The following is a 6,114-nucleotide window of genomic DNA, read 5'->3' as shown; positions in this document are numbered from 1 at the left end:
AGACAGGGACAAAGCCAACAGCAAAAGGGAAAGACCCAAGGTGTGAACAGAATTGCGGTGCATAGAAATCTCCATGGCCGGAGTGGCCTCGCAGCCTTACGACTTGTTACCAATACTAGGCAAGTTATCTCGCTGCAACCATAGGGAACCTATGTAGGGGGTAGTACTTAGCACACACGCACTGTTTGTGTGCGGGCGCATTCAGGCGTCAGGGCTGATGYAGCTGGTAGTCATGCCCGAGCCCGCCACCATCAAGAACCTCCTGCGTGACCTGCTCAACCAGAAAATCCAGCAGCACGCGCACGCGCGCCGGCAAGCGGCCGCCCCGGCCGACAAATACTGCATGGATGGGTTCGCGCTCGCCCGGGTTCAGGCTTTCAGCCACCGGCACCAGGCGGCCCGCGTCAATGTCGCGGCCGACGTGGAACATCGACATGCGGGCCAGCCCGGCGCCCGCCAGCACCAGGTGGCGCAGCGCCTCGCCGTCGCTGGCACGCGCATAGCCGGTGATCGGCAACTGCTGAATCTGTCCGTCTACCCGCACCGGCCAGTAATGCATATTGYGTTTGAAGGTATGGGCCAGGCGCTGGTGCGCCTCCAGCTCTTCCAGCGTGCGCGGCGTGCCGTGTCGCGCCAGGTAATCAGGGCTGCCGACAATCACCTGCGCGGTATCACCCAGGCGCCGCGCCACCAGTTGGGACGACGCGAGTGCGCCCCAGCGGATTGCCACATCGGTGCGCTCGTCCAGCAGGTCGACTACGCGATCAGTCAAGGTGATGTCCAGCGAGATATCCGGAAAGCGCTCGTGGAAGGCCGGCACCAGCGGCAGCAGCAAGCAATGCGCGGTGGGCATGCTGGCGTTGATGCTGACGCGCCCGCGCGGCATGGCGCCGGCCGCGGCGCCGCGCTCGGCCTCGTCCATGTCGGCCAGCACGCGCGTGCTCTGCTCGTAAAACGTCGTGCCTTCGGGTGTGAGCTGCAGCTTGCGTGTAGTGCGGTTGACAAGCCGCGTACCCAGCCGYGCCTCCAGCCGGGTCACCAGCTTGCTGACGGCCGAAGGGGTCATGCACAGCTGCCGGGCGGCGGCCGAAAAACCGCCTTTGTCCACGACCTGGACAAAGGCCTCCATCTCGCCGGAGCGGTTGACGTCTATGCGGGGCATGATCTGGTATTTTTCGCGAATTACTGTGAATTGAATTCACAAATGATTGTCTTTATGACATTCTAGTCAAGATAGCACTTCGTCTCCACACTAAGCACATCCTCTTTTTAGGCGACTTTCATGGATGCGCGCAAATCACTCCCTTCACTTCCTTTAGGCCTTCTGGCCCTCACCGCCGGCTCCTTCGGCATCGGCACGACAGAATTTGTCATCATGGGCCTGCTGTTGCAGGTCTCCGCCGACCTGGGCGTCACCATCGCCTCGGCCGGGCTGCTGATTTCCGGCTACGCCCTGGGCGTGGCGGTGGGTGCACCGGTGCTGACGCTGGCCACGCGCAAGCTGCCGCGCAAAACCGTGTTGCTGGCGCTGATGGCCATCTTCACGCTGGGCAACCTGGCTTGTGCGCTGGCGCCGGACTACGGCAGCCTGATGGCGGCCCGCATCATCACCTCGATGGCGCATGGCACCTTCTTTGGCGTGGGTTCCATCGTGGCCACCGGCCTGGTCGCGCCCGAGCGAAAAGCCTCAGCCATTGCCATCATGTTCAGCGGGCTGTCGCTGGCCACACTGCTCGGCGTGCCCGCTGGCGCCTGGCTGGGGTTGCATTACGGCTGGCGCTCTACCTTCTGGGTGGTCACGCTGATCGGCTTGCTGGCTTTTGTGGTGCTGGCCATTTTTGTGCCGCGCAGCGCGGCTGAAAACGGTACCTCGACCATCCGGCAAGAACTGGCCGGCCTGGCCCGCCCGCAGGTTCTGCTGGGCTTGTTGATGACCGTGCTCGGCTTCGCCGGCCTGTTTGCGATCTTCACTTATATCCAGCCTATCCTCACGCAGATCACCGGCTTCAGCGAGGCGGCAGTGTCGCCCATCCTGCTGGTGTTTGGCGGCGGCTTCTTTGTGGGCAACCTGCTGGGCGGGCGCCTGGCCGACCACGGGCTGCGGATGTCGCTGCTGCTTACGCTGGGCGCGCTGGCGCTGGTGCTGGGCGTGATGGGCTTTGTGCTGCATTCGCCGGTGGCCACGGTGGTGTTTGTCGGGCTGCTGGGCGCGGCCTCTTTTGCCACGGTGGCGCCGCTGCAGATGCGCGTGCTGCAGCAGGCGCACGGCGCGGGCCAGAACCTGGCGGCCAGCCTCAACATCGGCGCCTTCAATGTGGGCAATGCGCTGGGCGCCTGGCTGGGCGGTTTGGTCGTCAGCAGTTCCTTCGGCCTGGGTGGCCTGAGCTGGCTGGCTGCGCTGATCACGGTGGCCGGCATCGCGGTCACGTTGTACAGCCTGTCGCGCGACAAGGCCGAGCCGCGCGCCATCCCCGTCACCTGCTGAGAGAACCACACCATGAACACATTTTTCATTCCAAAGCGGCGCGCGCGTCAAGTCCTTCTTTCATTCACGTTGCTGGCCGCCAGCGTTTTGCCGCAGGCGCGGGCAGCCGATGTCAACGCATGGACGCCAAGCTGGACGGCCAGCCCCCAGCCGATCTGGCGCGATGACTTTGTGCTGCCGCTGGGCCTTCCCGCCACGCTTCACGACCAGACAGTACGCCAGACCGTCCGGGCCAGCGTGGGCGGCTCACGCGTGCGCATTGTGCTGTCGAACGAATACGGCTCGCAGGCCTTGCAAATAGGCGCGGCCCAGATAGCGCCCACTGACGGAGCCGGCAAGGCATTGACCTTTGGCGGCCAGCAGACAGTCGCCGTACCGGCAAGCGCTGTCGTGATGAGTGACCCGGTCGAGATGCCGGTCGCGCCGCTGAGCCGCCTGTCGGTCAGCCTCTACTTCCCACAAACGACACCACTCACCACCATCCACTGGGACGGCCTGCAGCCCGCGCAGATTGCTGCAGGCAATGCCGCGAACGCGAGCGTCCTCAAGGCAGATGCCACGGTGAACAGCCGCCTCTTTCTCAGCGCCGTGCTGGTGGAGGCCGCACCGGGCACACGCAGCGTGGTGGCCTTTGGCGACTCCATCACCGACGGCGCGGCATCAACTCCAGGCACCGATCAGCGGTGGCCGGACTTCCTGGCGCGCCGCCTGGCCGGGGACAACGTGGCTGTCCTCAATGCCGGCATCTCGGGCGGRCGGGTKCTCAARAACCACATGGGCATGAATGCRCTGGCSCGSTTYGAGCGYGACGTGCTGAACCAGCCCGGTGTCACCAGCGTGGTGCTGCTCATGGGCATCAACGACATCAGCTGGCCCGGCAGCACCCTTGAACCCAAGGAGCCCGCCATACAGACCGACGCGCTGATAGCCGGTTACCGCCAGCTGATTGCGCGCGCCAGAAGCCGGGGCGTGCGCATCGTCGGCGCCACGCTGACACCCTTTGAGGGCGCGCTGACCATGCCGGGCTCGCCGATTGCCAATTACTACAGCCCCGCAAAAGACGTCGTGCGACAGCGCATCAATGCGTGGATGCGCAGTGGCGGCGAGTTTGATGCAGTGCTGGATTTCGATGCGGTGGTGCGCGACCCGCAGAACCCGCTGCGCATCCTGCCCGCCTATGACTCGGGCGACCACCTGCACCTGGGTGATGCCGGCAACAAGGCGGTTGCCGAATCCATTGACCTGAAGCTGCTGCTGGGCGAACGCTAATAAAGCGCCTGCGGCTTAACCACCGACGACCAGGCGCAAGCCCGGCATCAGGCTTTCGGTTTCGGCGCGCCGCTGCAGCGCCATGCGCATGTTCATCTGCGCGACCTCGGTGTGCTCCACCGCCAGCGCCTGCGCACGCGCGCCCTCCCCAGCCTTGAGCGCTGCAAACAGCATGTGGTGCTGGCGGTGCGCGTAGTGCATCCAGTCCCGGTCCTGCTCCAGCGTGGACTGCATGGGCAACATGGCCGAGGCAGACGCGAAGGGGAGCTTGTCGTTCAATTCGATCGCGCGTTGCAGTGCACGGTTGCCGCTGGCCTCCAGGATGAGCGCGTGGAAGCGGTCGTTCATGGCCGCATAGGCCGCGTAGTTGTCATAGCCCAGCGGGTTGGCCGCTAGCGCGCGGTCACCTTCATCCAGGCAAGACTGCAAATCGAGCTGCAGCTGGCGTGACACGCCGTGCTCAGCCACCAGCCGCGCCCCCATGCCTTCCAGATGGCCACGCACTGCAATCGCATCGGCCACTTCGCGCGGGGTGAACTGGCGCACCAGGTATTTGCCGGTGTCGTTGGCCTCGACCAACCCTTCCTGCTCCAGCGTGACCAGCGCGGCCCGCACCGGTGTGCGCGAGGCGCCCAGGCGTTCGGCCAGTTGCTGCTCGGCCAGGCGCTGGCCCGGCTCAAACTCGCCACGCAGGATCAGGTCGCGCAACTGCATCAAAACGGCTTCTTGCAAGTTCATGCCCGAGAATGTACACTGAATTTTAATTTCGGTATACCGTTTTGAGATCTCCATGAACACTGAACAGAACGAACTGCTCACCCGCATCACCGCGGGCACGCCCTGCGGCAAGCTGCTGCGCCAATACTGGCAGCCCGCTGCACTGGTGGATGAGTTCAATCCGGCGCTGGACCCGCGCATGGAAATCCGCCCGGTCAAGGCCTTGAAGCTGTTCGGCCAGGATCTGGTGCTGTTCAAGGACGCCTCCGGCGCATGGGGCCTGCTGGACCGCGACTGCGCACACCGCGGCGCCGACCTGTCGTTTGGCCGCCGCGAAAGCGCCGCGCAAGGCGGCGGCCTGCGTTGCCCTTTTCACGGCTGGAAGTTCGCCACCGACGGCCGCTGCCTGGAAACCCCGGCAGAGCCCACAGGCAGCAAGTTGTGCGAACGCATACGCCAGCGCAGCTATCCCGTCATTGAAAAAGCCGGCGTGCTGTTTGCCTGGCTGGGCGACGAAGGCAGTACACCGCCGCCCTTCCCCGCTTTTGACTGTTTTACCGCACCGTCCACGCACAGCTTTGCCTTCAAGGGTTTGTGGAACGCCAACTGGCTGCAGGCTTTCGAGGTGGGCATCGACCCGGCGCACCCGTCTTTCCTGCATCGCTTTTTGCAGGACGATCCGCTCGATGAAATCGGCCAGAACCCGGCCGGCAAGCAGTTTCGCAGCGCCAGCGCCGGCACGAAGGATGGCGAGCAGTGGCCGATGACGCGCATCATGCGCGAGTTCGCCCAACCCGACATCAGCTTTGAAAGCAAGCCCTGGGGCATGCAGCTGACCGCGCTGCGCGCCATGACCGACAAACTCACCCATGTGCGCGTGACCAACGCGATCTTCCCGGCCACGTTTGTGATTCCGCTGTCGGAAACCATGACCATCACGCAGATGCATGTGCCGGTAGACGACACGAACACCTACTGGTACACCTTCTTCACCAGCTTTGGCGCCCCGCTGGACCGCGAGAGCATGCGCGCGCAGCGCCAGCAGTTCATTGCCCTGCCCGATTACATCCCCAAAGCGGGCCGCCACAACAACTGGGGCTTCAACGCCGAAGAGCAGATGAGCACCACCTACCTGGGCATGGGCGAAGAAGACATCAATGTGCACGACCAATGGGCCGTGGAAAGCATGGGCGAAATCCAGGACCGCACACGCGAACACCTGGCTACCTCCGACAAGGTCATCATGGCCAACCGGCGCGTGCTGCTCAAGGCGATTGAGACCGTGCAAAACGGCGGTGTGGCGCCCGGCATTGCCGACCCTGCGCAGGCCAGGGTGATCACCGGTCCCGATACGGTGGACGGCATTGCGCCGGCCGGTGAATGGGYCGCGTGGTGGCAGCAAACCGCCCGCACCAAACGCGAGAGTGCGCCGTGGCTGGGCGCCGGGGCCACCTCCGACTCACCCAGCACCGTCACTCAACCATGAGCAGCTTTGCGGTGCAATGCGGAGTGCACGACGCCGCAAGGCAGGCTGCGCTGGCCGATGCCACGCGGCGCATCGAGGCGCGCGGCCTGGAGCTGGTACGTTTTGCCTGGTGCGACCTGCACGGCATGCTGCGCGGCAAGACACTGGTGGCCTCTTC

At 64.5% G+C, this 6,114-nt stretch carries 5 protein-coding genes; 3 read left to right on the top strand and 2 right to left on the bottom strand.

The features are described 5' to 3' along the window. Positions 1 to 208 precede the first annotated feature (208 nt). Positions 209 to 1,162 (bottom strand): LysR family transcriptional regulator, encoded by a 954-nt coding sequence (locus tag AC1D1P_RS11895; protein ID WP_477673117.1) that lies wholly within the window; start codon positions 1,160 to 1,162, stop codon positions 209 to 211. Between the two features lie 120 nt (positions 1,163 to 1,282). Between AC1D1P_RS11895 and AC1D1P_RS11890 the strand changes: the two genes are divergently transcribed. Then, entirely contained in the window at positions 1,283 to 2,485 is a 1,203-nt protein-coding gene (locus tag AC1D1P_RS11890) for an MFS transporter (RefSeq protein ID WP_477673116.1), read from the top strand. A 12-nt stretch (positions 2,486 to 2,497) separates the two neighbouring features. Then, positions 2,498 to 3,754, top strand: a complete 1,257-nt coding sequence (locus tag AC1D1P_RS11885; RefSeq protein WP_477673115.1) for an SGNH/GDSL hydrolase family protein — start codon at positions 2,498 to 2,500, stop codon at positions 3,752 to 3,754. A gap of 15 nt (positions 3,755 to 3,769) precedes the next feature. Here AC1D1P_RS11885 and AC1D1P_RS11880 read toward each other — a convergent pair whose 3' ends face one another. Further along, positions 3,770 to 4,492 (bottom strand): GntR family transcriptional regulator, encoded by a 723-nt coding sequence (locus AC1D1P_RS11880; RefSeq protein WP_477673114.1) that lies wholly within the window; start codon positions 4,490 to 4,492, stop codon positions 3,770 to 3,772. Between the two features lie 52 nt (positions 4,493 to 4,544). Between AC1D1P_RS11880 and AC1D1P_RS11875 the strand changes: the two genes are divergently transcribed. Further along, positions 4,545 to 5,957 carry a Rieske 2Fe-2S domain-containing protein gene (locus tag AC1D1P_RS11875; RefSeq protein ID WP_477673113.1) on the top strand — a complete coding sequence of 471 codons (1,413 nt, stop codon included), beginning with the start codon at positions 4,545 to 4,547 and terminating at the stop codon, positions 5,955 to 5,957. Positions 5,958 to 6,114 lie beyond the last annotated feature (157 nt).

It is taken from the genome of Polaromonas sp. P1_E1_2, assembly GCF_056406035.1.
Note: the sequence above shows the minus strand (reverse complement) of the source record. Positions and strands in the feature narration are given on the sequence as shown.

Excerpts from the sequence above, each read along its gene's own strand:
- AC1D1P_RS11880 (WP_477673114.1), bottom strand. The coding sequence starts at position 4,492 with ATGAACTTGCAAGAAGCCGTTTTGATGCAGTTGCGCGACCTGATCCTG.
- AC1D1P_RS11890 (WP_477673116.1), top strand. The coding sequence starts at position 1,283 with ATGGATGCGCGCAAATCACTCCCTTCACTTCCTTTAGGCCTTCTGGCC.